Annotated in this window: 25 protein-coding genes and 2 pseudogenes; 13 read left to right on the top strand and 14 right to left on the bottom strand. The window is 67.5% G+C overall.

What is annotated here, in order from left to right; translation table 11 throughout:
* Positions 1–12 precede the first annotated feature (12 nt).
* From BRW65_RS16915 to BRW65_RS16925, 3 genes are read left to right on the top strand one after another with little or no spacing between them, the layout of a single operon-like run.
* On the top strand, positions 13–1,194 hold the full coding sequence (locus tag BRW65_RS16915) for an NAD(P)/FAD-dependent oxidoreductase (RefSeq protein ID WP_073876491.1): 1,182 nt from the start codon (positions 13–15) through the stop codon (positions 1,192–1,194).
* Entirely contained in the window at positions 1,191–2,102 is a 912-nt protein-coding gene (locus tag BRW65_RS16920; protein WP_073876493.1) for an RNA polymerase sigma-70 factor, read from the top strand. The genes BRW65_RS16915 and BRW65_RS16920 overlap by 4 nt, the downstream gene beginning before the upstream one ends.
* 60 nt (positions 2,103–2,162) lie before the next feature.
* Complete coding sequence (locus tag BRW65_RS16925; protein ID WP_073876495.1) at positions 2,163–3,416, top strand: aminodeoxychorismate synthase component I; 1,254 nt, start codon at positions 2,163–2,165, stop codon at positions 3,414–3,416.
* 3 nt (positions 3,417–3,419) lie between these two features.
* On the opposite strand, the gene rsmI is transcribed toward BRW65_RS16925, so the two are convergent.
* A complete protein-coding gene (gene rsmI / locus BRW65_RS16930; protein ID WP_073876555.1) occupies positions 3,420–4,256 on the bottom strand; it encodes a 16S rRNA (cytidine(1402)-2'-O)-methyltransferase in 837 nt (278 codons plus the stop codon).
* Positions 4,257–4,281: 25 nt separating this feature from the next.
* Between rsmI and BRW65_RS16935 the strand changes: the two genes are divergently transcribed.
* On the top strand, positions 4,282–5,850 hold the full coding sequence (locus BRW65_RS16935) for a dolichyl-phosphate-mannose--protein mannosyltransferase (RefSeq protein ID WP_073876497.1): 1,569 nt from the start codon (positions 4,282–4,284) through the stop codon (positions 5,848–5,850).
* Positions 5,851–5,933: 83 nt separating this feature from the next.
* Here BRW65_RS16935 and arcA read toward each other — a convergent pair whose 3' ends face one another.
* Positions 5,934–7,148, bottom strand: coding sequence for an arginine deiminase (arcA, locus tag BRW65_RS16940; protein ID WP_073876499.1), 1,215 nt, complete (start codon positions 7,146–7,148; stop codon positions 5,934–5,936).
* Positions 7,149–7,220: 72 nt separating this feature from the next.
* On the opposite strand from arcA, the gene BRW65_RS16945 reads away from it, so the two are divergent.
* Positions 7,221–7,817, top strand: a complete 597-nt coding sequence (locus BRW65_RS16945; protein WP_208611831.1) for an alpha-ketoglutarate-dependent dioxygenase AlkB — start codon at positions 7,221–7,223, stop codon at positions 7,815–7,817.
* Positions 7,818–7,949: 132 nt separating this feature from the next.
* Here BRW65_RS16945 and BRW65_RS16950 read toward each other — a convergent pair whose 3' ends face one another.
* The 3 genes from BRW65_RS16950 to BRW65_RS16960 are packed head-to-tail and all read right to left on the bottom strand — an operon-like array spanning position 7,950 to position 10,265.
* Complete coding sequence (locus BRW65_RS16950; protein WP_073876503.1) at positions 7,950–8,603, bottom strand: DUF5642 family protein; 654 nt, start codon at positions 8,601–8,603, stop codon at positions 7,950–7,952.
* 28 nt (positions 8,604–8,631) lie between these two features.
* Positions 8,632–9,318, bottom strand: coding sequence for a DUF5642 family protein (locus BRW65_RS16955; protein WP_073876505.1), 687 nt, complete (start codon positions 9,316–9,318; stop codon positions 8,632–8,634).
* Positions 9,315–10,265 carry a GNAT family N-acetyltransferase gene (locus tag BRW65_RS16960; protein WP_073876557.1) on the bottom strand — a complete coding sequence of 317 codons (951 nt, stop codon included), beginning with the start codon at positions 10,263–10,265 and terminating at the stop codon, positions 9,315–9,317. The genes BRW65_RS16955 and BRW65_RS16960 overlap by 4 nt, the downstream gene beginning before the upstream one ends.
* A 284-nt stretch (positions 10,266–10,549) precedes the next feature.
* Here BRW65_RS16960 and BRW65_RS16965 point away from each other — a divergent pair, with 284 nt between their 5' ends.
* Positions 10,550–11,356 (top strand): WecB/TagA/CpsF family glycosyltransferase, encoded by an 807-nt coding sequence (locus tag BRW65_RS16965; protein WP_244168114.1) that lies wholly within the window; start codon positions 10,550–10,552, stop codon positions 11,354–11,356.
* Here BRW65_RS16965 and BRW65_RS16970 read toward each other — a convergent pair.
* The 3 genes from BRW65_RS16970 to BRW65_RS16980 are packed head-to-tail and all read right to left on the bottom strand — an operon-like array spanning position 11,343 to position 13,518.
* Complete coding sequence (locus BRW65_RS16970; protein ID WP_073876507.1) at positions 11,343–11,894, bottom strand: D-glycero-alpha-D-manno-heptose-1,7-bisphosphate 7-phosphatase; 552 nt, start codon at positions 11,892–11,894, stop codon at positions 11,343–11,345. The two genes, BRW65_RS16965 and BRW65_RS16970, sit on opposite strands and share 14 nt — an antisense overlap.
* Positions 11,895–11,896: 2 nt before the next feature.
* The gene (locus tag BRW65_RS16975) at positions 11,897–12,514 is read right to left on the bottom strand and encodes a D-sedoheptulose-7-phosphate isomerase (protein WP_208611833.1); all 618 of its coding nucleotides are present in this window, start codon (positions 12,512–12,514) and stop codon (positions 11,897–11,899) included.
* On the bottom strand, positions 12,502–13,518 hold the full coding sequence (locus BRW65_RS16980) for a GHMP kinase (protein WP_073876561.1): 1,017 nt from the start codon (positions 13,516–13,518) through the stop codon (positions 12,502–12,504). The genes BRW65_RS16975 and BRW65_RS16980 overlap by 13 nt, the downstream gene beginning before the upstream one ends.
* A gap of 473 nt (positions 13,519–13,991) precedes the next feature.
* On the opposite strand from BRW65_RS16980, the gene BRW65_RS32335 reads away from it, so the two are divergent.
* A complete protein-coding gene (locus BRW65_RS32335) occupies positions 13,992–14,456 on the top strand; it encodes a class I SAM-dependent methyltransferase (protein ID WP_244168115.1) in 465 nt (154 codons plus the stop codon).
* A 5-nt stretch (positions 14,457–14,461) separates the two neighbouring features.
* On the opposite strand, the gene BRW65_RS16990 is transcribed toward BRW65_RS32335, so the two are convergent.
* The 3 genes and pseudogenes from BRW65_RS16990 to BRW65_RS17000 form a co-directional block, all read right to left on the bottom strand.
* Positions 14,462–14,713 (bottom strand): hypothetical protein, encoded by a 252-nt coding sequence (locus BRW65_RS16990; RefSeq protein ID WP_067758071.1) that lies wholly within the window; start codon positions 14,711–14,713, stop codon positions 14,462–14,464.
* A gap of 85 nt (positions 14,714–14,798) precedes the next feature.
* Positions 14,799–15,944, bottom strand: coding sequence for a M20/M25/M40 family metallo-hydrolase (locus BRW65_RS16995; RefSeq protein ID WP_073876511.1), 1,146 nt, complete (start codon positions 15,942–15,944; stop codon positions 14,799–14,801).
* A gap of 65 nt (positions 15,945–16,009) precedes the next feature.
* A pseudogene (locus tag BRW65_RS17000) lies at positions 16,010–16,960 on the bottom strand (cytochrome P450); the annotation flags it as partial.
* On the opposite strand from BRW65_RS17000, the gene BRW65_RS17005 reads away from it, so the two are divergent.
* Complete coding sequence (locus BRW65_RS17005) at positions 16,884–17,348, top strand: TetR/AcrR family transcriptional regulator (protein ID WP_244168116.1); 465 nt, start codon at positions 16,884–16,886, stop codon at positions 17,346–17,348. The pseudogene BRW65_RS17000 and the gene BRW65_RS17005 overlap by 77 nt on opposite strands.
* Before the next feature lie 420 nt (positions 17,349–17,768).
* Positions 17,769–18,551: an alpha/beta hydrolase gene (locus tag BRW65_RS17010; protein ID WP_073876513.1), complete on the top strand. Its 783-nt coding sequence runs from the start codon at positions 17,769–17,771 to the stop codon at positions 18,549–18,551.
* A gap of 242 nt (positions 18,552–18,793) precedes the next feature.
* Here BRW65_RS17010 and BRW65_RS17015 read toward each other — a convergent pair whose 3' ends face one another.
* Positions 18,794–19,393, bottom strand: coding sequence for a TetR/AcrR family transcriptional regulator (locus BRW65_RS17015; protein ID WP_244168117.1), 600 nt, complete (start codon positions 19,391–19,393; stop codon positions 18,794–18,796).
* Positions 19,394–19,869: 476 nt separating this feature from the next.
* A complete protein-coding gene (locus BRW65_RS17020; RefSeq protein WP_073876515.1) occupies positions 19,870–23,349 on the bottom strand; it encodes an indolepyruvate ferredoxin oxidoreductase family protein in 3,480 nt (1,159 codons plus the stop codon).
* Between the two features lie 156 nt (positions 23,350–23,505).
* On the opposite strand from BRW65_RS17020, the gene BRW65_RS17025 reads away from it, so the two are divergent.
* On the top strand, positions 23,506–24,027 hold the full coding sequence (locus BRW65_RS17025) for an Lrp/AsnC family transcriptional regulator (protein ID WP_073876566.1): 522 nt from the start codon (positions 23,506–23,508) through the stop codon (positions 24,025–24,027).
* Positions 24,028–24,293: 266 nt separating this feature from the next.
* Here the strand turns inward: BRW65_RS17025 and BRW65_RS17030 are convergent, their stop codons facing one another.
* Positions 24,294–25,061: an IclR family transcriptional regulator gene (locus tag BRW65_RS17030; protein WP_073876517.1), complete on the bottom strand. Its 768-nt coding sequence runs from the start codon at positions 25,059–25,061 to the stop codon at positions 24,294–24,296.
* 213 nt (positions 25,062–25,274) lie between these two features.
* Here BRW65_RS17030 and BRW65_RS17035 point away from each other — a divergent pair, with 213 nt between their 5' ends.
* The 3 genes and pseudogenes from BRW65_RS17035 to BRW65_RS17045 all read left to right on the top strand — a co-directional run.
* Positions 25,275–25,922 (top strand): CoA transferase subunit A, encoded by a 648-nt coding sequence (locus BRW65_RS17035; protein ID WP_208611838.1) that lies wholly within the window; start codon positions 25,275–25,277, stop codon positions 25,920–25,922.
* Position 25,923: 1 nt separating this feature from the next.
* Positions 25,924–26,586 (top strand): 3-oxoacid CoA-transferase subunit B, encoded by a 663-nt coding sequence (locus BRW65_RS17040; RefSeq protein ID WP_073876521.1) that lies wholly within the window; start codon positions 25,924–25,926, stop codon positions 26,584–26,586.
* 34 nt (positions 26,587–26,620) lie between these two features.
* Positions 26,621–26,753: pseudogene (locus BRW65_RS17045) on the top strand (acetyl-CoA C-acyltransferase); the annotation flags it as partial.

Here is a 26,753-nt window from a genome sequence, read left to right on the forward strand (position 1 = left end):
CAGGAGACAGCAATGACCGAGGTGGCCGCCCAGAGAACTCATGTCGTCGTGGTCGGAGGCGGATACGCCGGAACCCTGGCCGCGAACCATCTACGCCAGCGACCGGACGTCGACATCACCCTGGTGAACGCGCGACCCGTCTTCGTGGAGCGAATCCGGCTGCACCAGTTGGTCGCCGACACCGGCGCGGCGACCGCCGACTACGCGACGCTGCTCGGCGACGGTATCCGGCTGGTCGTCGACATCGTCGAGCGCATCGACGCCACCGCCCGGCGCATCCTGCTGTCTTCGGGCGCCGAGCTCGACTACGACTATCTGATCTACGCCGTCGGCAGCACCGGCGCGACGCCCGCGACGGTGCCGGGGTTCACGGACTTCGCCTACTCGATAGCCGACCTGGACGGCGCGCAGCGGTTGCGCTACGCGCTGGCCGACCTGCCGCTGGCCGCGCCCGTCACCGTCGTGGGCGGCGGGCTGACCGGCATCGAAACCGCTTCCGAGCTCGCCGAACGGGGCCGCCAGGTGACCCTGGTGTGCGGCGAGGCGCTCGGCCCGTCGCTGAGCAGGCGCGGCCGGCGTTCCGTGGCCAAGCGACTGCGCGGATTCGGTGTCAACGTGCTGGAATCCGCGACGGTGACCGAGGTGCGCTGGGACGCGGTGGTGCTGAGTGACGGCGCCGTGCTGCCGAGCGCGGCGACCATCTGGACGGCAGGGTTCGCCGTGCCGGACCTGGCCGCCCGCAGCGGCCTGAGCACGGACGCGCTGGGCCGGCTGCTCACCGACGAGACGCTGACCAGCGTGGACAACCCCTACATCGTCGCGGCCGGTGACGCCGCCGCGCCGTCGGGCCAGCCGCTGCGGATGAGCTGCCAGGCCGCCGGACCCCTGGGCGCGCAGGCGGCCAACACCGTGCTGAGCCGCATCTCCGGGACCGCCCCCACCACGCTCAACCAGGCGTTCGTCGGACAGTGCATCAGCTTGGGCCGCACGTACGGGACGGTCCAGCTGGCCCGCACCGACGACACTCCGGTGAACCTGGCGATCGGCGGCCGGACCGCCGCGTCGATCAAGGAGGCCATCTGCAAGGGAACGCTGTGGGCCATCCGGCGGGAGGCCGCCAAGCCGGGCTCCTACCGCTGGCTCAAGGGCGGCAAGCGGCCCGCGCAGGAACCGGCCGAGATCGCGCTGCGATGACGCGCCCGCCCGCCGGCAGTGAGCACGCCGAACGGTTCACCGCGCTGCGGCCGCTGCTGTTCACCATCGCCTACGAGATGCTGGGCTCGGCCACCGAGGCCGACGATGTGCTGCAGGACAGCTATCTGCGGTGGGCGGCCGTCGACCTGTCCACGGTTCGCGACACCAAGTCCTACCTGGCCCAGCTGGTGACCCGCCAGGCGCTCAACGCGCTGCGCGCCGACGCCCGCCGACGCGAGGAGTACGTGGGCCCGTGGCTGCCCGAGCCGCTGCTGCTCGACGAGCAGGATCCCTCGTCGGACGTCGTTCTGGCGGAATCCATTTCGATGGCGATGCTGGTCCTGCTGGAAACGCTGAGCCCCGACGAGCGGGCGGTGTTCTTACTGCGCGAGGTGTTCGGCTTCGACTACGGTGAGATCGCGGAGGCGGTGGGCAGGCCGGCGCCGACGGTGCGGCAGGTGGCGCACCGGGCACGCGAACACGTGCGGGCGCGGCGGAAAAGGTTCGACGCCGCCGATCCGCAGCGCAACGCCGAGCTCACCGCCCAGTTCCTACAGACGGCCGCCAGCGGCGACGTCCAAACGCTGATGACGATGCTCGCCCCGGACGCGACCTGGACGGCCGACAGCGGCGGCAAGGTGAGCGCGGCCCGCCGGCCCGTGGTGGGCGCCGACCGGGTGGCCCGGGCCATCGTCGGCCTGATCCGCAAGGCGAGCGAGTTCGCGGAATTCCGCGCGGAAATGGTGACCTGCAACAGCGCGCCGGCCGTGCTGCTCTACCTCGGCGATCACCTCGAAGGGGTGATCACGCTGGAGATCGCCGACGCCTTGATCACCAACTTCTACGTGACCCGCAACCCGGACAAGCTGGCGGCCCTGGCGACCGCCCGAGACGTCAGCCGCGGGTAGGCTGCGGCCGGTCGACGACGCCCGAAGTGCGAAAACCCGCCCTTCTGTCAAGCTAGGGCGGTGCGTATCGACCGGCTCGGCGACCTTGGCGCCGCAACCCAGGTGTTGCGCGCCGTCGGTGACGCCACGGCGCGTCTCGGCCTGCCGCCGCCGGCCGCGCTGACCGGCGACTGGTTCGACTCCCTGGCGGTGATCGCCCCGAGCGTGTCGGCACAGCCGGTCGAGCTCGACGCCGCCTTCGCCGTCCGGCAGGACCCACCAACCGTCGAGCCGCAGGCGGTGGGTGGCGGCTGGATCGGTTACCTCTCCTATCCCGATCCGGGCGCCGACGACCGGCCGAACCGCATCCCCGAAGCCGCCGGCGGCTGGACCGACTGCGTGCTGCGCCGCGACCGGGACGGGCAGTGGTGGTACGAGAGCCTTTCCGGAGCGGCCATTCCCGACTGGCTGGCCGCCGCGCTGGTCACCGCGCCCGCGCCGCTCCGCGACTGCCGGATCGACTGGGGGTCGGCCGATCGGGCCGCACACCGCGACGGCGTGCTCAACTGCCTGGAGGCCATCCGCGCCGGCGAGGTGTACCAGGCGTGCGTGTGCACGCAATTCACCGGGACGATCAGCGGTACCCCGCTGGATTTCTTCGCCGACGGCATCGCCCGCACCTCCCCGGCGCGGGCGGCCTTCGTCGCCGGGCCGTGGGGCGCGGTGGCGTCGCTGTCCCCGGAGCTGTTCCTGCGGCGGCGCGGGACCCTCGTGACGTCCAGCCCGATAAAGGGCACCCTGCCCCTGGATGCTTGGCCGTCGGCGCTGCGGGCGTCGGCGAAAGAGGTCGCCGAGAACATCATGATCGTCGACTTGGTGCGCAACGACCTCGGCCGCGTGGCGATCGTCGGCACCGTGACCGTGCCCGAGTTGTTGGTGGTGCGGCGCGCCCCTGGCGTGTGGCACTTGGTGTCCACCGTGTCGGCGCGGGTGCCCCCCGAACTGCCTACGTCAGCGCTGCTGGATGCCGCCTTCCCGCCGGCCTCGGTCACCGGAACCCCCAAACACCGAGCGCGCCAACTGCTTTCGCGCTGGGAGCCACATCGCCGCGGAATCTATTGCGGCACAATTGGTCTGGCTTCTCCCGTGGCGGGCTGTGAACTGAACGTCGCCATTCGCACGGTCGAGTTCGACGCCGCCGGTGGCGCCGTGCTGGGCGTCGGCGGCGGCATCACCGCCGACTCGGATCCAGACGCCGAGTGGGCCGAATGCCTGTACAAGGCGTCGCCCGTCGTCGGGCAGCCGCGCATCGCGGCGGCGTTCTCGGCCGGCTGACCCTCACGCGCGGCGGGATTGCAGCACCGCGTCGTAGAGTTGGCGCGAGCGCACCCCGGGATGCTCGGCGGCCACCTCGCCGCAGGCGTCCTTGACGCGCGCGCCGTCGGCGACCAGCTCCTCCACCCGCGCGACCAGCGACGGGAGGTCGGCGCGCGGGGTGGAGCCGGCCAGCACGACGGTGACCTCGCCGAGCACCCCGTCGTCCGCCCACGCCGCCAGCTCGTCGAGCGACCCGCGCACCACCTCCTCGTGCACCTTGGTCAGCTCCCGGCAGATCGCCGCCCGCCGGGCGCCGCCGAGTTGGTCGACGGCGTCGCGCAAACACGCGGCGAGCCGGCGCGGCGATTCGAAGAACACGCAGGTGCGCCGCTCGTCGGCCAGCGTGTCCAGCCACGCCCGCCGCGCGGCTTTCCTGCGCGGGGCGAACCCCTCGAAGCAGAACTTCTCCGCGGGCAGCCCGGACAGCGCCAGGGCGGTCATCACCGCCGAGGGGCCGGGCAGGCACGTCAGCGGAATCCCGGCCTCCACGCACGCCGCCACCAGCCGGAAGCCCGGGTCGCTGATCAGCGGCATCCCGGCATCGCTGACCACCAGCACCGTCGCGCCGGCCTGCAGCGCGCTGATCAGGGGATCCACCCGTGCCGCCTCGACCCGGTCGAACAGGCTGATCACCCGGCCGGTGATCGTGACACCCAGGGCTTTCGCCAGCGTCCGCACCCGCCGGGTGTCCTCGGCCGCCACCACGTCGGCGTGGGCGAGGGCCTCGATCAGCCGGGGCGAGGCGTCCGACGGCTGACCCAACGGGGTCGCGCCCAGCAACAGGCGGCCAGTGGTCATGTCGGACAGCCTACGATCGACACCGATGTCCGCCCCGCCCCGCGAAACCTCGGTCGCCGGCCAGGAGCGTGTCGTGCCCGTGGTCAGCCCCGGGCCGATGGTTCCGGTGGCCGATTTCGGCCCCACCGATCAGATCCGTGGCTGGGTCGTGACGGGTGTGATCGCCGTGCTGGCAACGATCAGCCGGTTCCTCAACCTCGGTTCCCCGACCGACGCCGGCACGCCCGTCTTCGACGAGAAGCACTACGCGCCCCAGGCCTGGCAGGCGCTGCACAACCACGGCGTGGAGGACAACCCGGGGTTCGGCCTGGTAGTCCATCCGCCGGTCGGCAAGCAGCTGATCGCGTTCGGCGAGGCGATCTTCGGCTACAACGGCGTCGGCTGGCGGTTCACCGGCGCCCTGCTGGGCGTGGTGCTGGTTGTGCTGGTGACGCGGATCGTCCGACGGATCAGCCGCTCCACGCTGGTCGGTGCGATCGCCGGGATCCTGGTGATCTGCGACGGCGTCAGCTTCGTCACCGCGCGGACCGCCCTGCTCGACGGCATCCTCACCTTCTTCGTGGTAGCGGCGTTCGGCGCCCTGATCGTCGACCGGGACCAGGTGCGCGAGCGCATGCACGTCGCGCTGCTTCAGGGGCGCGCCGCCGAGACGGTGTGGGGTCCGCGGCTGGGGGTGCGATGGTGGCGCTTCCTGGCGGGTGTCCTGCTCGGATTGGCTTGCGGGACAAAGTGGTCCGGGCTGTATTTCGTGCTGTTCTTCGGCGCGATGTCGTTGGCGTTCGACGTGGCGGCGCGGCGCCAGTACCAGGTGACCCGGCCCTGGGCCGGGGTCTTGCGGCGTGATCTGATCCCGACGGCTTACGCGCTGGTGTTCATCCCGTTCGCGGTGTATCTGGCCAGTTACGCACCGTGGTTCGCGTCCGAGACGGCCATCGACCGGCACGAGGTGGGCCAGTCGATCGGCCCCCACTCGGTGCTCCCGCTGCCGGATGCCATTCGCTCGCTTTGGCATTACACCGCCAAGGCTTTCGACTTCCACAAGAGCCTGACCAACGCCGCCGGCAACCACCACCCGTGGGAGTCCAAGCCGTGGGCCTGGCCGATGTCGTTGCGGCCGGTGCTGTATGCGATCGATCAGCAGAACGTGCCCGGATGTGGTGCGCAGTCGTGCGTCAAGGCGGAGATGCTGGTGGGCACCCCGGCCATGTGGTGGCTGGCGGTGCCGGTCCTGGTGTACGCGTGCTGGCGCACATTCATCCGCCGCGACTGGCGTTACGCCGTTGTGCTGACCGGTTATTGCGCCGGGTGGCTGCCCTGGTTCGCCGACATCGACCGCCAGATGTACTTCTTCTACGCCGCGACGATGGCGCCGTTCCTGGTGATGGGGATCGCCCTGATCTGCGGGGACATCCTCTACCCGCCGGGGCGACCGCGCGGCCTGAGCCCGGAACGACGCACGCTGGGGTTGATCGCGGTCTGCTGTTACGTGGCCGTAGTGGTGACCAACTTCGCCTGGCTGTTCCCGGTGCTCACCGGGTTGCCGATTTCGCAGCAGACGTGGGACATGGAGATCTGGCTGCCCAGCTGGCGGTAGCTTTCGTCGCCGAGATTGCCGTGAGGGCTGTGAAACCCGCGCTGTCCACAACCCTGGCGGCAATCTCGGCGCCCAGACCGCGTCTAACGCACCGGATCGCGGGCCACGGGGCAGGACATGCACCGGGGGCCGCCGCGGCCGGTGCCCAGTTCGGAGCCCGCGATGGTGAGCACCTCGATGCCCGCGTCCTGCAGCCGGGCGTTGGTCTGCGCGTTGCGCTCGTAGGCGACGACGACGCCGGGCGCCAACGCCAACGTGTTGTTGCCGTCGTCCCACTGCTCCCGTTCGGCGACGACGGGGTCGCGCCCCGTGTCGATGACGCGCAGCTGGTCGATCTCCATCGCCTTGGCGGCGGCCTCCAGGAACGGCGCCTCGTCGCTGATGGCGACCCCGTCGGGCGTGCGCTCGATGGTGAACGCCGAGAGCGTGTCGACCACGTTGGCATACATCACGACGGTGTCGGTCTCGACCATGGTGCACACCGTGTCCAGGTGCATCTGCGCGCGCCGCTGGGCAATCGGCACGGCGAGCACCTTGCTCGCCAGGTTGTCGTCAAAGAGGCTGCGGGCCAACGCTTCCGCGCCCGCCGGGGTGGTCCGTTCGCCGACCCCGACCGCGATCACCCCTGGGGCGAGCAGCAACACGTCGCCGCCCTCGACGGGCGCGGTGCGCGACTCGTAGGCGCGCCGCACTCCGGTGAATCGCGGGTGATGGGCGTAGATGAGGTCGGTCAGCGACGCCTCGCGGACCCGAGCGCGAAGCGCCAGCGTGGGGATGACCACCCGCGGGCCGATCCAGATCGACGAGTCGCGAGTGAACACCAGGTTGGGCAGTGGTTCGATGACAAAGTCAGCCCCCTGGTGCATGCGCAGCACCAGCGACACGTCGGTCCGGATATCCGCGGGCAATTCGTTGAACGTCATGCCAGTCATCAGCACCTGGGCCAGCCTGCCCGCGTCCAGTCCACGCAGGTAACCCGAAAGGGATTGCGCCAGAGGCACTCCCAGCCTACGGGCGTCAACCGCGGCGGCCACGCCCTGCATCCGGGCGGCCCCGCTGTGGGTCAGCGCCTCGGCCAGCAGGTCCGCCAACAGCAGGACCTCCACGCCGCGGGAGCGCAGCAGCTCGGCGAACTGGTCGTGCTCGTCCTGCGCGCGGGCGACCCAGGGCAGCCCGTCGAAGAGCAGCTGATCCATGTTGCGCGGATTGAGCCGCCGCAGCTCGCCGCCGGGGCGGTGCAGGATGACGACGCGTAGTGCCCCCACCTCGGAATCGGTGCCCAGCTCAACCACACCCACAACGGTAGCGGCGCCGGACCCGACCGTCCCGACACCGGCCCAGTCGAACGGGTGTGCGATAGACTGGGCACCGTGGAGATGGCGGTACAAGGCTCCCTGTTCCAGCACACCGAGCGCAGGCAGCTTGGTGACGGCGCCTTTATCGAAATCCGCGCCGGCTGGCTCACCGAGGCCGACGACCTGCTCGACACCCTCCTGAGCGCGGTGCCCTGGCGGGAGGAACGCCGCCAGATGTACGACCGGGTGGTCGATGTGCCCCGGCTCGTGAGCTTTCACGACCTCACCGTCGACGAGCCGCCGCATCCCCTGCTCGCCCGGCTGCGGCGCCGGCTCAACGACATCTACGCCGGCGAACTCGGCGAGCCGTTCACCACGGTCGGGTTGTGCTGCTATCGCGACGGTTCCGACAGCGTCGCCTGGCACGGCGACACCATCGGCCGCAGCAGCTCCGAAGACACCATGGTGGCGATCATCAGCCTGGGCGCCACCCGCACGTTCGCCATGCGGCGGCGCGGCGGCGGCCCGTCGTTGCGGCTGCCGCAGGCGCACGGGGATCTGCTGGTGATGGGCGGGTCGTGCCAACGCACTTGGGAGCACGCCGTGCCCAAGACGTCGACGCCGGTGGGCCCGCGCATCAGCATTCAGTTCCGGCCGCGCGGCGTGCGCTAGGCGCTCAGCGTCATCGCGCTAGGCCCCATCGCGCGATTCCTTGCTCGCGCCGTTCCGGTGCTCACCGTCATCGCGCTAGGCCCCATCGCGCGATTCCTTGCTCGCGCCGTTCCGGTGCTCACCGTCATCGCGCTAGCTGCGGACCGCCTTTACCGCGCTCACCAGCAAGTCGCGGGCGCGCTGCGTATCGACCGGCGCGACCGGCTGCCCGGGGATCACCAACGGATTGGCCGTGACGATCACCTGGTAGTCGCCGAATTGGGCGGAATAGTCGTAGAGTTCGCCGGTCCGCGGGCCGCCGGCGACCAGCGCCTGCAGGACGCGGTGCACCCCGAGCGTGTGGGTCCCGTCGATCTGCGGGGCGTCGACCACCTCCATACCGCCCCGCAGCTGCGGTCCGGAGAACGCGACCTTCGCGCAGTCCTTGCCGGGTTCGTTGAGCGGCAACTGTTTTGACGTTTCCACGGCGATCACCACGAACCGGTTGCCCCTACCTTCGGCGGAGATTGCGGCCATGTTGCCCTGCAGGTCCGGCGGCATTTCCGGTCCCGTCGCCGCCTTCGCGCAGTTGGCGGGATCGAACGTCAACCCCTCCGGAAGCTTGCGGCCGGACAGCACTTTGGGATCGATCCCCCGCTCGCCGATGTCGGTGACCTTGAAATCGGGCCCGAAGCTCGATTTCACGTCGGCGACCTTCTTGATGTCGACTTTCGCCGATGTCGACTCCCCCGACGAGCAGCCCGCGAGCACACCCACCGCCGCGACCGTGACCGCCACCTTGAACACCGTGGCTAATCTACCCAAGGCGGGTGCGTCAGCTGCGCAACGTGGACACCGTTTTGACGAGCAGATCGGCGGCGAATTGCGGCGGCAGCGCGGGCACCACCGAGCCCGGGTCGGTGGTCAGCGTGGTGAACGCGTAGAAGTTGCCCAGGTACGCGGTGAAGGTGTATGTGCGCGAATCTATCTCGGCGCCCGACTCGACGGATGACTTGACGTCGGCCACCATCCCTACGGTCGGCACGCCGTCGATGTGGGGGGCGTCGGTCAGGTGCACGGCCGCCGTCGTGCGCCCGGCGGTCATCGTCCACCGACCACACGCGGCCACCACGCCGTCGGGCAGATCCGCCGGCCCCGGCAAAGCCACCACCACGGCATCGACGATGCCGCCGGTGCCCGACGCGGACACGCCCTGGGCCGTCTGGTCACGCCCATTGCCGGGGTCGGCGAGCTCCCCGCACTGCGCCGGCCTCGCGTGGGCGTCCGACGCCTCCGGCCCCAGGCTCCAGATCACCCGGGGGGACGCCCCGCTGGGGATGCCCGTGGTCGCCTCGTAGCCGGGCGGCAGCTCGCGGACGACGCGCCTGATGTTGGCCGGGTTGACGGCCTTCGGCGCAGTCGTCGTCGTCGGCGCCGGCGGCGGACCGGGTGCGGGCGCGTGGCCGCAGGCGGCCGCCAGCAACGCGAGCGCGGAAACCGGGCCGATCCGGAACGGGCTCAGCCGACCACCTCGATCATCTGGCGGGCGACGTGCTCGATTTGGCCGGCCACGTCACGCCGGAACCCGTGGTCGCGCCGATGCGGCACATCGATGACGGTGGTGATGACGCCGACGTCCTCGCGCTGCCAGATCGCCCCGTAGTGGTCCATGATGGCCCGCATCGGCAGGTTGTCGGAAAGCATTCGCGCGGAGAACCTTTCGACCCCGGCGACCCGGGCGGCGATCGACAGCGCGTTGACCAGGAAGGTGCCGATCCCCCGGCCCTGGTAGGCGTCGGCGACGGTGAACGCGATCTCGGCGACGCTACGGTCGGCCTCGTCACGCACGAAACGCGCGTCGGCCACCGGGTCGCTGCCGTCGATCACCACCCAGACGAAGTGGTCGACGTAGTCGACCTCCGACAGATAGTGCATCAGCGCCGGAGTGGGCATGCGCGGCGTCATGAAACGCCGGTACAGGGTTTCGCTGGAGAATTGGATGTGGCCGTGGACGGTTCGCTCGCTGTCACCGGGCAGCACGGGGCGCAGCATCAGGTGCGTGCCATCGCGGACCCGGATCGGGATCGGCGTGATGAACCCGGCGAGCCGCTGGCGCACCGTGCGCAGCAGCCGCTCCATCACGCCGGGGATGTGCACCATGCGCACGAACGCGTCGTTGTCGCCGATCCAACCGGTCAGCGGCCCGGCGGTGGTGACCGTCGCGGTCCGCGGGATGTGGCGCAGCAACGCGATCTCCCCGATCAGCATGCCCGGGAACGCGTGCTCGACGATGACCACACCGTCGTCGCCAACGTGGGTGATCTCGACGATGCCCGACGAGATGAGCAGGAAGCTGACGGCCTGCTCGCCCTGCTTCATCAGCACTTGGCCGGTCCCGGCGCGCAGCGGTTGCAGGGAGGCGGCCAACGGCGCGAGGTCGGAGGTGGGACATCCCTCGAAGATGTCCATCGTTGCCAGCTCGTCCGCGCGGGCGCCGGTCAAGGCCACTGCGATAGCCCGCCGATCACGCGGTCGTGGCGTGGGTCTGCGCCTCGCGGTGACCGCCGCTGTGCCATGACCTGCCCGCCTGCGTTGCCGTCGTCGTCTACCCCGCCGGTCCCGAAACTCCCCGACGCGGTCGGATGTTGCCCAGGTTATGGGCTCGGTTCCGGGCGCGGCAAGGACGCGCGGCCGATACTTCGCGAGAGCGCGTCGACCGGTCGGCCGGAGACGCCGCGGGGCATGATGATCGGGTGAGCGCAGCCCGCCGAGGTTCACCGAGGCTGACCGGCGCGGGCCCGCGGAAAATCCAGGTGGGCGGCCTCTGGTTCGACGCCCTGACCGAAGAGCAGGTGGTCGAGGCGGTCCGCGCGGCCTGGGCCGGCGGCCGGGGCGGCTCGATCGTGCCGGTGAACATCGATGTGGCCCTGGCGGCCGCGCGCCGCCCCGAACTCGCCGACCTGATCGCCCGCGCCACCCTCGTGGTCGCCGACGGCATGCCCCTGGTGTGGGCGGCCCGGGCCAAGGGCGAGCGGTTGCCCGAGCGCGTCGCCGGCTCCTCGCTGATATCTCCGCTGAGCGCCGCGGCGGCCGCCGACGGCAAGTCGGTATACCTGCTCGGCGGTGCCGAGGGCGTACCGGAGCAGGCGGCCGAGGCGCTCGCCGCGCACTCCGCCGGCCTGCGCATCGCGGGCGCGTGCTCGCCGCCCTTCGGCTTCGACGAGACGGAGGAGGGGGCGCGGCGCGCGGTCGACGCCGTCGTGGCCGCCGCACCCGACCTGGTCTTCGTCGGCCTGGGCTTCCCTCGGCAGGAACGCCTCATCGAGCTGCTGCGCGCGGAACTCCCCGGTGCCTGGTGCCTCGCCTGCGGTGGCGGCATCGCGATGACCGCCGGCGTCGTCCGACGTGCGTCGCCCGTCCTGCAACGGCTGGGATTCGAGTGGGTGCACCGGCTGGCGCTCGAGCCGCGCCGCCTCGCCCGGCGATACCTGCGGGATGACCTTCCGTTTGCGCTGGCGTTGGTGATTCGCTCCGCGGCGCAACGGTTCAGGCGGGGCTAGAGTCCTTCGCGCGCAGGATGAGCCGCACGGCGGCGGCGAGGTCGTCGACGACGACGTCGGCGCCGTGAGACTCTCCCCCGCCGGGGCGCAGCAGGACGGTCGCCGCGCCGGCCGCGCGGCCCGCCAGCACATCGGTCTCGCTGTCGCCGATCATCACCGACTCGCCCAAAGCGAACCCGTGTTCGCGTGCCGCGCGCAACAACATGCCCGCCTCCGGCTTGCGACAGTCACAGCTGGCCGTCGCGTGCGGGCAGTGGTACTCGGCATCGAGGCGGGCGCCCCCGTCGGCCAGGAGTTGTTCGAGCCGGTCCTGGACCGCGGCGAAACGCGCCGCCTCGGCGGCGGGTTCGGACAGCCATCGCTGGTTGGTCACCAACACGGTGCGCAGGCCGGCCGCGTTCAACGCGGCCACCGCCTCGGCCGCGCCGGGCAACAGCACTAGCTCTTCGGGCGACCTGACGTACTCGCCGTCGGCGGCCTTGACGTTGATCGTCCCGTCCCGGTCCAGGAAGACCGTGCGGACGTTCCGCAAGTCCATCGTCAGGAGGGCCGGGGAAACAGCGCCGCTTCGACCATCTCGCAGATCGAGTGACCCAGGTGCAGGCAGGCCTCCTGGACACGCCCGGTGTTGTCGCTGGGCACCCGGACGCACAATGCGGCGACGCCGGCGACCTTCCCGCCGCGCGCACCGGTCAGCGCGACGGTCGTCATCCCGGCATCGGCGGCCGCCTCGAGCGCCCGGACGACGTTCGGTGAGTTGCCCGAGGTGGTGAGGCCGACCACCACATCGCCCGCGCGGCCGGCGGCGAGCACCTGGCGCGCGAACACCTCGTCGTAGGAGTAGTCGTTGCCGATCGCCGTCATCGCCGCGGTGGCGTCCGGCAGGCTGATCGCGGCCAGACCCGGGCGATCAAAAGCGAAGCGCCCCATCAGTTCTGCGGCCAGATGTCCCGCGTCTTGCGCGGATCCGCCGTTGCCGAAGAAGATCACTTTCCCACCGGAGCGTAGCGACGCGATCATCAGCCGCGCGATCTCGACGGTCTGCGCGGCGATGTCGCCCGACAGCATCTGCTGTTTGACCGAGATCGTGTCCGCCAGGCGCGCCCGGACCAGCTCGACACTCGGGGCGACGACATCCGAGCTGCTCATGCCTGCCATGTGGTCAGTCCTTTGCTCTCGAAAGCGAATTCGGTGATCGCCGCACCGGCCGACTCGAGGGATTCGATGAGGCGGTGCTTCTTCGCGAAGTCGCAGAACAGCAGGATGTAACCGCCACCGCCGGCCCCGGTGATCTTGCCGCCCAGGGCGCCGTTGCGCAGGGCCAGGTCGTAGAGCTCGTCGATGCGTTCGTTGGTGATGTAAGGCGACATCCGCTTCTTTTGCGTCCACGCCTCGCCGAGGAGCGCGCCGAAATCGTTGAGCTTGTTCGTCAGCAGGGCGGCCTTCATGGCTACCGCCAACTCCTTCTGCGCCCGCAGCCCCGCCAGGGTGTCGTCCGCGCCGATGGTGGCGCGCCGCGTCTGGTCCTCGATCACGCGAGCGGAATCGCGCGTGATGCCCGTAAAGCACAGCAGCAGGCTGAGTTCCAACTCGAACGCGGTCTCCTCGCGGATGCGCAGCGGGTTGACGATCACGCGGTCGGTGAACTCGATGAAGTTGAATCCCCCGAACGTCGCGGCGTACATGTCCTGCATGCCGCCGGTGATGCCCAGGTCCTCGCGCTCGATGGCGCACGCCAGCTGCGCGGTCTCGTACTCGCCCATCGGGACCCGGTAGTGCTCGGCGAGCAGACCGGTGAGGGCGACCATCATTGTCGACGACGAGCCCAGCCCCGACCCCGGCGGCGCGCTCGACCGCAGCACCAGGTCGTAGCCGTCCGTGCCGTCCTTGCCGAACCTGCGCACCGCGGCCTTGATCAGGTCGAGGCTGCCGTCGTAGAGGATCTCGCTGTCGAGCGTCATCTCGTGGGTGGTTTTGAAATCCACCGACTCGATCGTGACCCTACGATCGGTGCGGGGGGAAAGCGAACCCTGCGCGTATCGGTCGATGGTCGCCGACAGGACGCAGCCGCCCTCGGTGGTCGGGAACGGCGGTACGTCGGTGCCGCCCCCAGCGAACGAGATCCGCAGCGGCGCGCGCGCGCGGATTCGGGGCCGGGGCACGGAATTCACTGTCGACGTATATCCGCTCAGCCCGCCGACGCGCGTCCCGCGTTCGTCGGCGAAATATGCGCCACGTGCCAACCCCAATGCATCGATCTCTCACGAAGAGCCCTAGCGTAGCAGCCGGATCGGCAGAAAAATCGGGATTCACCTGCGGATTGTGCCCACCCGTCCACGCCTTCAGGAAAGCGATGAAATGAGCCAGGATGCAGTCGAATTGACCCGCGGCCTCCTCACCGAAAGCGCCACGCTGCGGCACGGTTTCCTCGATGTACTGGGCGCGTCGACGAGTTCGCCCGCCCCGACGTTCGCCCAGCGCGCCATGAACAGCCCGCTCGTCGCCAAGGTCTACGAGCGGCTGTGGCGCCCCGCCGCCTTCTACGTCGCCAGCGGCGTCACCACCGGCGCCGAGCAGCGACGCGCGGCGTCGGCGCTGAAGCTATCCGCAGCGCGGAGATTGCTCGACGTCGCCTGTGGCCCAGGCAATATTCACGGGCTCCCTGGCCGCGCAACTGTCGGATGGCGGCCTGGCCGTCGGCTTCGACATCTCAGAGCCGATGCTGACGCGCGCCGGTTTGGACAACAGCACCCCGCGTACCTGTTATGTCCGCGGCGACGCCCGTGCGTTGCCGTTCGCCGACGAGACGTTCGACGCGGTCTGCTGCTTCGGCGCGCTGTACCTGATGCCCGAGCCGTTCGGGGTGGCACACGAAATGGTGCGGGTGCTGCGGCCCGGCGGGCGGATCGCGATCCTGACCAGCTACACCCCGGACCTGCCGCCGATCCGGTATGGGATGAACAGCGGCGCGCGTGTCATCGGGCTGACCGTGTTCGACCGGCACGCTTTCGTCGAGCTGTTCTCGTCGGCCGGCCTGGTCGACATCGAACAGCAGACCCAGCGCGCGTTGCAGTTCGTCGTCGCCGCGAAGCCCGCCTGACGGGGCTAGGACGCCACCTTGCCCACACCGAGCACCCGCACGACCGGCGTCCCCGCCTCGCACTCCAACACCCAGGGTTCGCCGCCATCGACGGGTTCCGAGGTGAGCGTGAACATCACCGGCCGACCGCTGCGCTGCGTCATCTGCGTGCATTCGACTCTGAACAAGCGATAGTCACCGCCCCGGTCGATGGCGAGCGAAAACCCGGGCCGCACCGACTCAACCGGCACCTTCTGCAGGTAGTAGTCAACGTTCATCCGTTGACCGTATGGCCCTCGGGACGGCGCGCCGGGTGCCGCCACGCGGCTCTTAGGCAATGTTCAGGCAAATTTTGGGACGGCATCAGGGTTCGCCGCGCGCGTGCGCGCCGGATTGCATCACGAACTCGACGATGATCGCCGCCATGTCGTCGATCGCGCGGCGCGGCATCACCTCGTAACCGTGGGTGCTCAACGTCGGAACGCACAGCAGGCCCGCGCGCGGCGTCAGGCCATTGGCCTTGGAATGCGACGCGTCGGATTCGAAGGCGCCCAGCACGGCCCCCTGCGGCGACAGGCCCAAGTCGGTGGCGATGCCCATCAGCCGGTCGGCGACGTCCTTGTCGTAGACGCACAGCGCATCGCTGTAGCCGATGATCGGCCCGCCGCTGACTTTGGTGGCGTATTCGCGCTCGGTGGGACCGACCTCGAGCGCGAGGGTAAGGGTGCCGGGCAGCGACCCGCTGGCGTAGGTGCCCCCCACCCCGCCGATCTCCTCGTTGGTGGTGAACACGAGATAGACATCGTCGACGGGTCGTTGGCCGCGGTCGCGCAGCACCCGAGCGGCGCGCAGCAGGGCGGTCGCCGCGGCGCGGTCGTCGAGGAAGTAGCAGCCCAGATAGTCGCCGATCTCGACCAGCGTCCGTTTACTGCGGTCGACGCACACCCGGGTGCCCGGGCGCACTCCGGCGGCTTCTAATTCGTCGGCGCTGCGGCCGGTGAAGACGTAGACGTGGTCCCAGTCCAGCGCCTTATCGCCCTGGTCGGGCTTGGTCTGCCAGATCCGCTGGCTCTCCTGGGTGGTGTGCTCCGAGCCCAGCGTGAGCACCGCGGTGAACGTCTCGTTCTCGCCGAGGACGGCGACCGGCCCGAGGCCGAAGTTGCCCGGGTACATCGTCCCCAGCTGCGTCAGGTGCAGCGTGCCGTCCGTTTCCACCCGCTTGACCAGCATGGACAGCTCGTCCATGTGCGCCATGACTCGCGTCGCGACGCCGGGTTCGGCCGCCGAGGAGACCCGGTGACGGTGCCCTTTCCCGGCGTCCCCGGCCGGGGGCTGGGCACCGATGTAGCCGATCAGATTGCCGGCGTCGTCGGTCCACATGTCGTCGACGAAGGGCCGCAGTTCGCGGGCACACACGGCGCGGACGTCGGCTTCCTGCCCGCACGGCCCGTAGGCCCACAGCAGTTCCTGCAACAGCTGACGGGTGGAATTGTCCTCGCGCGGCGCCATTCGGTCCTTCGGTTCGTGGCCTGTCGCAAGGATCAGTACCCGCGTCGCGTTGCGGGCAATCGTGCCTACCCGTACGCGAGTTCCAGTCGTTCGAGGCGCCGCACCAGCAGGCTGGGCAGCCACTTCCCCACTTCGGCGGCCGTGACGGTTGCGGTCCGCTCGAGGAGTTGACCCAGCACGATGTTCGCCTCCAACCGCGCCAGCGCCGCTCCGACGCAGAAGTGGATCCCCTTGCCGAAGCTGATGTGCCCCTTGCCCGCCGCGCGGTCGAGTCGGAACTCTTCGGGATTGTCGAAGTGCGAGGGATCCCTGTTGGCCGCTCCCCACAGCAAAAGCAACCGCGCCCCCGCCGGCAATTCGACGCCGCACAGTTCGGTGTCGTTGACGACGTGCCGGTAGTGACCCCGGAAGGGCGGTTCGTAGCGCAGCACCTCTTCCAGGAACGGCCCGAGTAGATCGGGCCGTTCACGCACCTGCCGTTGGATGTCCGGCCGCGTCCCCAAAACCCAAGCGGCAGAACCGATCAGGGAGGCTGTGGACTCACCGCCCGCACTGAACAGGGTGATCATCATCGCGAGCGCCGCCAAGTCGTCCAGATCGCCCGAGGCGCAGGCGGTGGCGAGGTCACCCAACAGGTTGTCCCGCGGGTCGCTTGCCGCTTGCTGGAACTGTTCGGTGATGTAGCCGCCGAGTTCCATCACCGAGACGCCGGCCGCATCCAACTGGTCCTGGGTGGCCAAGCCTTCGACGACCTGGGTCGCGGAGTAACCCCACTGGATGAGCTTGTCGACGTCGGCGTCGGGAACGCCGATGATTCGCCCGACGATCATCATGGGCAAGCGGTTTGCCATCGCGCCCATCCATTCGATGCGTCCGCCGCGGGCGCGGGCGTTCCAGATGGCGGCAGCGGTATCGGCGATGAAGGGCTGAAACGCGCGGATGCGCTTGGCCGCGAGCTGCGGCAACAGCGCCTTCCGGTGCGCGGAATGCGCCGGCTCGTCGGCGGTCGCCAACGCCTACGCGGGCGGCAAGGCCCAGAGCCGCGACGCGGTGCTGATCCGCCTGTCGGCGGGGATCATCGAGACGGTTCGGCGCGCCGTGGACGGACTCGCCGGCCCCGAGCGCGTCATCACCGCCGTCACCGTCGCTCTCGAACAGATCCGGTCGGATCCGCTACGGCGACTGATGCTCAGTTCTGGGAGTAGCCCGGATCTGGGCGAGCTGCATTCCTCGCCGGTGCTGAGCCATCTCGCCGCGGAACTCACGGGAATCACCGACGACCCCGTGGCGGCGCAGTGGATCGTGCGCGTGGTGTTGTCCCTGGCCTACTGGCCACTGGCGGACAGCCGCGTCGAACGAACGGTGTTGCAGCGGTTCCTGGCGCCCGGCTTTGCCAATAGGTGACGCAGCGCCCTTGTGCCAGTCGCTGACGGCCGTCTTTCGTGATGCGACAGTTCGTCAAAACCGCGGTGTTCACGCCCGCACGGTTGGGCTTCCTGTTCGTCGAGGACCTTCACCGCGTCGCGTGAGGCGATGGTTGGTGGGAGGGACTGAGGTGGGGAAACCTCGGGTTACGGCCCGTTGCTTGAACCGTAGCGGTCTGGCCTCAGCTTGTTCCGTTGGGACTCTGTTCAGTCCCTTCCAGCTGATGACCTTGCCACCTGGTGGCCGCCAACCGATAGTGCTGAGCATCTTCTGGCGGGAAACTTCGCTTACTGGACTGAGCGGGTGCTCGGCGACGCCAAAGGCCAGCGGACACCGGAGTTGCGGACGGTCCAGCCAAATCGCCGCCAAGGGGTTGGCGCCGGTGCCATCCTTTTCGGTATGTCCGAAACGCGGCATGCGGTCTTGATTCACGGCAACTGGTCACGCGGGGAACAGCTGGCCGCCGCCCGCGCCGCATTCCACGACCGCGGATTCACGGCGCACACGCCGACGCTGCGCTATCACGAATTGCCGATCCACGAGGGAGCCAGCCAGGTCGCGTCGGTCAGCCTCCAGGACTACGTCGACGACCTGGTGGCTTTCGTCTCCTCGCTCGAAAGTCCACCGTTGTTGGTCGGGCACTCGATGGGCGGCCTGCTTGCCCAACTGGTCGCCGCACGGACCCGCCACATCGGGTTGGTCGCGGCGTGTCCCGCCCCCGCCGCCGGCATCGGCGGCTCCACTCCGGCCAATAGGCGCATGTCGGCGCCGTGGTTCTTACGCCCGCGCGCCTGGGCCAAGCCGGTGCCCCCTCCGCCATTCGAGCGATTCCGGCAATGGGTGGCCAACACCCAATCCGAGGACACCGCCCGCGAGATATATGACGGCCTGGTTTGCGATTCCGGACGAGCGCAATGCGAGATGCTCCTCGCGTTGCTCAGGCTCTCGAAGGCCACTCGGGTAGACGCCGCCGCGGTGACCGCGCCCGTCTTGGTGATCGGAGGCGAATGCGATCTGATCGTGCCCACCGGAGTCTTGCGCGAGACAGCGGCCCAATACCGGCACGCCGACGTCGTCGTGATACCCGACTCCGACCATATGGTCTTTTCTGGGGCTTCCCTATCGACAACCATGAGTCACATCGATGCGTGGCTGACCAAGAATGAGCTCCTCGCCGGATAATGTTGACACTGCGACGGTGCCGACGGCAGGGCCGTCATCGTCAGACGCGCGCCGAACCGACTGTCCGATACGGGAGTTCGTAAAGACTGGTGCCGCGCGCGCCAGTTCAATTGACCGCGATTCAAATCTCCTGAGGATCGCCGACGCTCGTTTCGGCTCACCCGCAACGGATTCTCAATCGGCGACCGCGGCAGGGGTGCAGGAAGGCGCCAACCTCGTGCACTTGTATGACCACTTGGGATTCAATACGCGCGTGACGACCTTGGCGGAAGCACAGTGTCGATGACAAGCGCCAGCTGGCGTCGATTCGGCGGCTTGCCGGTGAACATGAAGTGCTCGTTGATCAAGGCCGGCCCGATCCGCGCGGTCAGCGGATTGAGCGTTGCAGGATCAATGTCACCCGTGTCGACGGCGGCCTGCAAAATCGAATCGATAATCTTCAGGCGCGGGCCCACCACGGCATTCGCGAAGACGGCACGCATTTCGGGTTCGTGAAGGAGCTGTTCCACAATGTTTAGGGCCGGGAAGGCAGTCTTTCCGGCCAGAAGATCGCAGTGCGCGGTGAACACCAGCAGCAAATTCTCTCGAGCCGCCCGGCCCGTACGAGGCTCGTGTATATGCCGTAGAGCGAAGACCAAAGCCGCGTGCACCAAGTCACGTCTGTTGCACCAGCGCCGGTAGAGGGAAGCTTTGCCAGTGTGGGCACGCGCCGCGACCCCCTCCATGGTCAGTCCGACGTAGCCGACCTCGGCCAATTCAGCCAATACAGCCTCGTATAGCGCTCGTTCGAGGACCGCACCTCGACGCCGGCCTCGACTGCCGTTCGGGCTGGTCTGGGTCAAACGAGGGCATTTCTGCGTAGTAGCCGACAGCGTTCCCAGTCGCGGCGAACATGGAGTCTTTCTATGTATAGCAACGGGTCTCGGGCCGGTGGCACTTCGCTCACTCGTCCTCTGGCGCCTGGGGTATGCGCAGAGTGCGCGTTTGCGGGCTTGTCTCAGAATCCGCATTGACACGCATCGTGAAATCCGTCCGTCGCGCGGAAGATAGACTTGCCACTCGAGGGTGAGTCCTGCATCGACGGGCAGCGTGACACCGGTGATGTATCTGCCGGACCGGCTGCACAGTTAGACCATTGCCTCGGTCACGTCGATCGGTTCGATGTTAGGAACCGGCAAGAAGTTGCGGAACATTTCGCCGATCCATCGGACCCTCCTTAACCAATTGATGGTCGAAGCGACGTTAGGTCCACCTCTCCTGGCCGGACTGTCCGAATATCGGTCATCACGGGCTGCCAGACGGGCGGTCGAGAACACGGTTATCGGGTCTCGATCGAAGGCAGGCGCGGCACCTGAATGCCCAGCTTGGTCAAGGCTTCGACATATCGGACGACGTTGGCGAGCTTGACTTCTTCGTAGCCGCGCACGATATCTGGGGCGCTGGCGGCCTCGACGGCGGTCGGGTAACTGTCTGCAGTCAGGCCCTCGGTGAGCACATTGATCATGGCCTCGTAGTGATCGATCAAGCCGCGCTCCAAGCGCCGCATCGTGGTGTGTCCGAAGGGGTCCAGCGCGCGACCGCGCAGGAACCGGCCTTTGGCCAACAGCCGCAGCGCAAAGTGGGTACGAGGTCCGAATCCGATTTTGCTCTTCACGCCCCACGCCTTGAGCATCGGCGGGTGCAGCTTGAAGGTCACATTGCGTGCACCCGGGACCTGGTCTGACACGGCATCACGAAAGGCCGGATCGGTCAGCTGGCGAGCCACCTCGTATTCGTCCTTGTACGCCAAGAGCTTGAAGAAGTAACCGATGACGGCTTCGGAAAGCTCGGTCCGGTCGGTTACGTCACGCTCGGCGCGCCAAGTGCGTTCGGCCAGCGCAACCAGTCGGCGTGCGGTCCGACGTCCCTGGTAGGCGACAAGGTCTGCGCAGCGACGCTTCAAAACCTCAGCGGGGCTGCCGGTCAACGACGATTCAGAAACAATGCGCTCAACGAAAGCGGAGTGATCGTTGGATGCGGTGAGCGGCTTGGCGGTGACAGCGGCGAAGGCGGCGGGGTCACCGACCGCGACCCGGCCCCACCGGAAGGCCGATAAATTGGCCGTGACAGCAACGCCGTTGATGCGGATGGCCTCTTCGATCGCGGCAGCTGGAATGGGAAGGGCCGCAAGCTGGTAGGCGGCCCCGACAAGGAGAAAGTTCGCCACTGTGCTGTCGTGGAAGAGCCGCTGGGCTGCACTGAGCGCATCGAACGAAACTAGCGCCCGTGTGCAGACGTCCAATCGGGATAGCAGGTCGGCCGTATCGGGGTAGGTCACGGAGGGGTCGTAGACCATGGCCCCGGTGGGTGTCTTGCTGGTCGACGCTATTGCCACTGTGCGCTCGGGGCCCGCATAGCCGATGTTTTTGGCGTCGACAGCGGTCAAGAGGTCAAAGGCGAGCAGACAGTCTGCGGATTGCGAGCCGACTCGGTTCGAGGAGTCGACGGGTCGAGTGCTCAGCCGGAGGTGGGAAGTGACCGGGCCCGCTTTTTGGCTGAGCCCGGTCTGGTCGAGCCCCTCGGCGTGCAAACCGCTGCGCAAGGCCGCCATTGCGAGAGTTTGGTTCACGGTGACGATGCCTGTACCGCCGATGCCGGCGAGAAACACGTTGAACGTGTCCGCCACGGTGGGCAGGGTGGGCTCGTCAACGCGTGGTGGCGATGGAACGTCTGGCGGCTTGCCGTGGCCATTGTTAGTCGGCAGCTCCACCGTGACGAACGAGGGGCAGTTGCCATCCAGGCATGAGTAGTCGGTATTGCAGGTGGTCTGGTCGATGCGCGTCTTGCGTCCGAGTTCAGTGTCGACCGGCTGCACCGACAGGCAGTTGCTTTTGACGCCGCAATCTCCACAGCCTTCGCATACCGCCTCGTTGATCACGACACGTGTGGTCCGCGCGGGTAGCTTCCCTCGTTTACGCTTACGCCGGGCATCGGCGGCGCACTGTTGGTCGTAGATCAGAACCGTCACGCCCTTGGTGTCGCGTAGCGCGCGTTGGGCTTCATCGAGCCGATCGCGGTGCCACAGCTGGGTGTGGGGGGCGAAGGACGCGCCGCGATGGCGTTGAGGTTCGTCGGCGCAGACAATGATGCGCGTTGCGCCGTCGGCGATCAGCTTGTGGGTGAGTGCGGGTACCGATAGACCGCCTTCGACCTCTTGAGCGCCCGTCATGGCGACGGCGGAGTTGTACAGGATCTTGTAGGTGATATTCACCCCGGCGGCGACGCACGCCTGAACGGCAAGCTGCCCCGAGTGAAAATAGGTTCCGTCGCCGACGTTCTGGAAGATGTGATCGACGTCGGTGAATGGTGACTGCCCGATCCACTGGGCGCCTTCGCCGCCCATCTGCGTGAGGCCGGTGACCGCGGAGTCGACGCGAGTCGACATGGTAACCAGTGTGTGGCAACCGATTCCGCCAGCGGCCAATGAACCGGGAGGAACGGCGGTGGAGCGGTTATGCGGACAGCCAGAACAGAAGTACGCCGTGCGGCTGGCGGGCAACACGGTCAGTTGCAGCGATGGACGAGTCGGTGCGAGATTGGCGATGCGGTCCTTCACCACGGTCCGCAGCGGGGCGATCAGGCGTGCGGCGGTGAGTTCACCATCGGCCGGCATCAGTCGCTGTCCGTCGAGTCCGCGCTTGCCGATGACCTCAGGTGCCGAACGGCCGAAAAGTGCTTCTTTGACCTGGCTTTCGACGAATCCGGTCTTGTCTTCGACGACCAACACCTGCTCGACGTTGCGAGCGAGACGACGAACCTTTCCTGCATCGAGGGGGTATGGCATGCCGACGCGCATGACGCGGATTCCTTTATCGCACAGATCGCGTTCGGTGAGGCCCAATGTAGTCAGCGCCTCACGAGTCGCGTCGTAGGCCGAACCCACTGCAATGATGCCGAGCCAAGCGTCGCCGGGGTCGATCTCGATTCGGTCGATGTCGTTGGCCGCGGTGAAGGCTTCCACCATGGCCCACCGGGGACCATACAGATCGGCCTCGGCCAGCACGCTGTCCGGTGGTGCTTTCAGGACCCGTTGGCGATACGTCCACGGACGCCCCTCCCAGTGCAACGTTGGAATCGCGATGTCGAAGTCGGAGAAATCGCGGTCGAGGGTCCACAACCCGTCGGCGATATCTGCGACCAATTTCATCGCGGAGAAGCATCCCGATATCCGGGACAGCGCGACCCCATACATACCGAAGGCGACGATTTCATTGGCGTTGCGCGGAAAAAAGATTGGCATCGACAGCGCCGCCAAGCTGCGTTCGCTGGCTGCGGGCACACTCGATGACTTCGCAGCCGGATCGTCTCCGACAAGGGCCAGCGCGCCGCCACCGGGGTGCGCACCGTACATCGCCGCGTGGCGCAGCGCGTCACTCGCCCGATCGAGTCCAGGCCCCTTCCCATACCAGACGCCGATAACACCGTCGTGCGTCCTCGTACCTTCGGGAAGTTCCATTTGACTGCCCCATACCGCGGTGGCGGCCAATTCTTCGTTCACCGCCGGCCGGAGCCTGACGTCGTGATCGGTGCGCAGCGCTGGGATTCCGGCCAGCAACTGGTCTAAACCCGCCAGTGGGCTGCCTTGATACCCGGAAACGAACGTCGCCACGCGACGTCCCGCGCGGAGATCGCGTTCGTGTTGTTCGACCAACAGCCTGGCGATGGCTTGAACGCCCGTCAGCAGAACGGGGCCCGAGCCAGGTTGGTACCGAGCCGCAAGCACGTTGGGTGAAGCCGATCCAACGCTGGTCTCGGTCATGACCCGATCACCGCCTTTACGTAGCATTGCGAGGCCGCAACTGATTCATACGTGTCTCCAAGCGTTGCGATGCGCAACCAGATGCGCAACTAGTACATTGACAACTGAGCGCGCAGGTTAGATATGCATCCTTGCTCGACTTCGGAGGTGACAGAAGTGATCAGTCTCGACCAACTCGACGTCAGACTTCTCGATGTGCTTTCGCGCGACGCCCGCGCCGGCGTCGTCGAAATCGCAACCGAACTTGGCATCGCGCGCAACACTGTCCAAGCTCGGCGGCGCCGGCTAGAAGACTCAGGCATACTCACCGGATTTCGTCCGTCGCTTGACCTGGCGCAGGCCGGTGTCACCACCCAGGCGTTTATTGGACTAGAAGTTCAGCAAGGGCGGCTCGCCGAGATCGTTGCCGCATTGGCTCGCATTCCGTACGTGCTGGAAGTACATGCCACCACAGGCCGAGAAGATCTGTTGGTGCGTGCCGCAACGGTCAGCGAGGCTGGCCTACAGCAATTGATCGAACAGATCGTGGCTGTCGACGGCGTCGTGCATTCCACCACGACCCTGGCCCTGACCACACCGTTGCCGTACCGGGTGATGCCGCTGCTCAAGGAGATGACACGGGATGCGGGCTGGGGAAGATCAACGCCCGCAATTGATCCCAGCGGTGAGCTCGCGTGATGTTGCCGTGGTCCGTTTTCCAGCTGCGTCTGTGCCTCGCCGAACGCAGTGCAGCCGTAGAGGTCTCGTAGCCGGCGACGCCGCGATTGCTCCCCGGCGCGTAGGCATATGAACGCCTTTGACGCAGCACAAAACGGCGTCACGCAACGTCTCATCGGTCAAAGTTGGCAATGACCTCCCACGGGCGTGCTAGCTACCGCCGCGCCACCTGGGCGTATCGCCGAGCGCTCGACGCTGCACTTACTAGTCGCGGCACCGATATCGGGTCACCGGGGTGCCCCGACGATCAGCTTGCTCAGGTGGTTGGATTCGCGCAGGAGTAATTGGCCGAGGCCGCCTCGGCGGTCGTCGCCGAAGCGTTGTTCGATGCCGGTGATGGTCAGTGCCCCGATCGGGGACCTGCTTGCGTCGAACACTGCGGCAGCCATCCCCCATGAACCAGGCACCACCAGTCCCGGATTGGTGGCCCAGCCCCGCCTGCGCGTTTCGGCAATCCCGGCCCGGACCGCCGCGGTGCTGTGCGCTTGACCCCACCGGGTGACCAGGTCGACGCGATCGAGATACGTCTGGATGTAATCGTCGCTCAGATAAGCCAACACGGCTAAACCTGCGGACACGACACCGAGAGGAAACCGAGCGCCTTCGTGAAGTACATGCGACCGGATGGGGAAATCGCCATCTTCTTGGAGCATGACGACGGTGTGGTCGCCGCGGCGCAGTGAGAAGAACGCGCTCTCGCCGGTCTCGATCGCCAGCCGATGCACACACTGGACGGCCTTCTCTGTCACATCGAACCGGGGAGCGGCCGCCGCGCCCAGGATGTAAACCTCGGGGCCCAGATACCACCTGCCGGACCGCTGATCCCGATCTACCAATCCCTGAGCGTGTAGGGCCTGTAGCAATCGGTGCGCCGACGGACGCGGAACGCCGCTATGGCGGGCGACATCGGTCGTCGACGCCCCTACGACGCCACGCTCGGCGATCACACGCAGCACCGCCGCGACCCGGTTGACGACGCCCGTCGATTCACCCAACTGACCAGACCTCCCGACTACGTCCGTTATTCGGACACCAATCCCGAGATATTTCCAGCATCTGATCGCTACCGACGATTAACTTGCCTGAAGTACAGCGTATGTGCACAGTGGAGGCGTCGTCCGTTAAACGGACGGCCTCTCACTGGGAGGTAGTAATTGAAGCTCCGCAGTAGCGCCGCCGACGCGGTCGAGGATCTTCTGTGCGACGGCATGACGATCGCGGTTGGCGGGTTCGGATTATGTGGCATACCGCAAGCCCTTATCGAGGCCGTGCGTGACAGCGGCGTCAGGGATCTGACGGTCGTCTCGAACAACCTCGGTGTCGACGGCAAGGGTCTTGGCCTGCTCCTCGAGGGCAACCGGATCGCCAAAGTCATTGCGTCCTACGTGGGCGAGAACAAGTTGTTCGCCGCGCAGTATCTCGATGGCCTGCTCGATGTGGAGTTCTGCCCTCAGGGAACGCTGGCCGAGCGGATGCGCGCCGGCGGCGCGGGCATCGCGGGTTTCTACACCCGCACCGGCGTGGGAACCCCAGTGGCCGAGGGCAAGGCCACCGCGGTCTTCGACGACAAGCAGTACATCCTTGAGCGCGGCATCGTCGCCGACCTGTCGCTGGTACACGCGAAGACAGCCGACGCTGAGGGAAACCTGCGTTACCGCCTTACCGCTCGCAACTTCAACCCCCTCGTCGCGACCTGCGGCCGTGTCTGCGTGGCCGAGGTCGAAGAGGTCGCCGACGGGTTCCTGCACCCCGACGACGTGATGACCCCTGGCATCTATGTTGACCGGTTTGTCGAAGTGACGGCACCGGGATTCATCGAACAGCGAGTGATCCGGCCTCATCCGGCGGAGGTGTGAGATGGCGTGGACACGCGACGAGATGGCCCAGTTGGCGGCGCGCGAACTGACCGACGGCGACTACGTCAACCTGGGCATCGGCATCCCGACACTGGTGGCCAACTACATCCCCACCGACACGCGCGTCATGTTGCACAGCGAAAACGGCCTGTTAGGGATGGGGCCCTTCCCCTACGACGAGGACGTCGACGCTGATCTCATCAACGCCGGCAAACAGACCGTGACGGCCGTGGGCGGCGCCTCGTTTTTCGACTCGGCACAAAGCTTCGCAATGATCCGCGGCGGCCACATCGACATCGCCATCCTCGGAGCCCTACAGGTATCACGCACCGGTGACCTGGCCAACTGGATGGTACCCGGAAAACTCGTCAAGGGCATGGGCGGGGCCATGGACCTCGTGGCCGGAACCCGCCGAGTTGTGGTGCTGACCGAACACGTCGCCAAGGACGGATCACCAAAGGTCTTGCAGCGCTGCAGTCTTCCACTCACCGGTGTCGGCGTGGTCGACCGCGTCATCTCCGACCTGGCCCTGATGGACCTTATCGACGGCCAGATCCTGGTGCGTCGATTAGCACCAACGGTCACCCTCGATAACGTCCGCGCAGCCACTGGCGCACCAATTATCGACGCGCGCAATGATTCCCAACTCGGCCTACCTCGATGACAGACCCACGATGCAAGACGAAAGGAATTCACCAATGGCATCGGTGATCGTTGCTGGAGCGCGCACGCCGATCGGCAAGTTGATGGGTTCGCTGAAGGATTTTTCGGCCAGCGATTTGGGTGCGATTGCGATTGCCGGAGCGTTGGAGAAGGCCAACGTTCCCGCCT

This window comes from Mycobacterium paraffinicum, from assembly GCF_001907675.1.
Taxonomy (GTDB): domain Bacteria; phylum Actinomycetota; class Actinomycetes; order Mycobacteriales; family Mycobacteriaceae; genus Mycobacterium; species Mycobacterium paraffinicum_A.

Coding starts and splice junctions, on each gene's coding strand:
- BRW65_RS16935 (WP_073876497.1), top strand. CDS start 4,282: ATGTCCGCCCCGCCCCGCGAAACCTCGGTCGCCGGCCAGGAGCGTGTC.
- BRW65_RS17020 (WP_073876515.1), bottom strand. CDS start 23,349: ATGACCGAGACCAGCGTTGGATCGGCTTCACCCAACGTGCTTGCGGCT.
- BRW65_RS16915 (WP_073876491.1), top strand. CDS start 13: ATGACCGAGGTGGCCGCCCAGAGAACTCATGTCGTCGTGGTCGGAGGC.
- BRW65_RS17035 (WP_208611838.1), top strand. CDS start 25,275: ATGACGATCGCGGTTGGCGGGTTCGGATTATGTGGCATACCGCAAGCC.
- BRW65_RS16995 (WP_073876511.1), bottom strand. CDS start 15,944: ATGGCGCCGCGCGAGGACAATTCCACCCGTCAGCTGTTGCAGGAACTG.
- rsmI (WP_073876555.1), bottom strand. CDS start 4,256: ATGACCACTGGCCGCCTGTTGCTGGGCGCGACCCCGTTGGGTCAGCCG.
- BRW65_RS17010 (WP_073876513.1), top strand. CDS start 17,769: ATGTCCGAAACGCGGCATGCGGTCTTGATTCACGGCAACTGGTCACGC.
- BRW65_RS17005 (WP_244168116.1), top strand. CDS start 16,884: ATGCGCTTGGCCGCGAGCTGCGGCAACAGCGCCTTCCGGTGCGCGGAA.
- BRW65_RS16975 (WP_208611833.1), bottom strand. CDS start 12,514: ATGGCAGGCATGAGCAGCTCGGATGTCGTCGCCCCGAGTGTCGAGCTG.
- BRW65_RS16970 (WP_073876507.1), bottom strand. CDS start 11,894: ATGGACTTGCGGAACGTCCGCACGGTCTTCCTGGACCGGGACGGGACG.
- BRW65_RS16960 (WP_073876557.1), bottom strand. CDS start 10,265: ATGGACATCTTCGAGGGATGTCCCACCTCCGACCTCGCGCCGTTGGCC.
- BRW65_RS16920 (WP_073876493.1), top strand. CDS start 1,191: ATGACGCGCCCGCCCGCCGGCAGTGAGCACGCCGAACGGTTCACCGCG.
- BRW65_RS17040 (WP_073876521.1), top strand. CDS start 25,924: ATGGCGTGGACACGCGACGAGATGGCCCAGTTGGCGGCGCGCGAACTG.
- BRW65_RS16990 (WP_067758071.1), bottom strand. CDS start 14,713: ATGAACGTTGACTACTACCTGCAGAAGGTGCCGGTTGAGTCGGTGCGG.